Here is a 1,247-nt window from a genome sequence, read left to right on the forward strand (position 1 = left end):
GTAGTGGTCAACGAAAACTGGCCACCGCGTTAGAGTTTTTCCAGTATCGGTTTTCCGATTCGTTTGGTGGTAACCCACCATTATATTCGTGCGGTCTTAGTGCACTGTAATATCCAACGATATAGTTCGTTATGGCGTGAGCTGCATCGCTGAAGCTTACGTAACCCGTCACCGGCACCCATTCGTTCTTCAGACTCCTGAAGAAGCGCTCCATTGGGCTGTTATCCCAGCAGTTTCCGCGCCGGCTCATACTCTGTCTGATTCTGTATCGCCACAGTAACTGCCGGAACTGCCTGCTTGTATAGTGACTGCCCTGGTCGCTGTGGAACATCACCCCAGCGGGCTTACCGCGAGTTTCCCATGCCATTTCCAACGCCTTCATGGTGAGTCTGCTGTCCGGCGAGAACGACATTGCCCAACCCACTGGTTTTCTTGCGAACAGGTCGAGAACAACGGCGAGGTACGCCCAGCGTTTACCTGACCAGATATAGGTCACATCACCGCACCACACCTGGTTGGGCTCCGTTACGGCGAACTGTCGCTCAAGATGGTTCGGGATAGCAACGTGCTCATGACCGCCACGTTTATACCGGTGAGTCGGCTGCTGGCAACTGACCAGTCCCAGCTCTTTCATGAGCCTGCCGGCAAGCCAGCGCCCCATCTGGTAGCCTCTCTGGGTTGCCATTGTGGCGATGCTTCTTGCTCCGGCCGAACCGTGGCTGATGCCATGCAGCTCAAGTACCTGACTGCGTAATATAGCCCGTCTGCCGTCTGGCTTTTCAGGACGGTTTTTCCAGTATTTGTAGCTGCTGCGATGAACCCCGAACACATGGCAGAGTGTGGCCACAGGATAACGCGCCTGAGTTTCCCGATTATCGAGAACTGTTCAGGGAGTCTGACATCAAGAGCGCGGTAGCCTTTTTTAATATTTCGTTTTCCATTTCAATACGTTGCATCTTCTTCCTGAGCTCACGTATTTCGATTTGTTCCGGCGTTATCGGGGAGGCTTTTGGTGTTTTGCCCTGACGCTCATCACGCAGTTGTTTGACCCATTTCGTCATCGTGGAAAGACCTACATCCATAGCCTTGGCGGCATCAGAGACGGTGTAGTTTTGATCGACAACCAGCTGAGCAGATTCGCGTTTGAATTCAGGACTAAAATTTCTTCTTTTCATTGGAGCACCTGTGTTGTTCTGAGGTGAGCATATCACCTCTGTTCAGGTGGCCAAATTCAGTAAACCACTTCA

1 pseudogene is annotated in these 1,247 nt (G+C 52.0%); it reads right to left on the bottom strand.

Going from position 1 to position 1,247, the window contains the following annotated elements:
• Positions 1-7 precede the first annotated feature (7 nt).
• Positions 8-1,175: pseudogene (locus AU509_RS17710) on the bottom strand (IS3 family transposase).
• Between the last annotated feature and the right edge of the window lie 72 nt (positions 1,176-1,247).

The organism is Lonsdalea britannica (genome assembly GCF_002111595.1).
Taxonomy (GTDB): Bacteria; Pseudomonadota; Gammaproteobacteria; order Enterobacterales; family Enterobacteriaceae; genus Lonsdalea; species Lonsdalea britannica.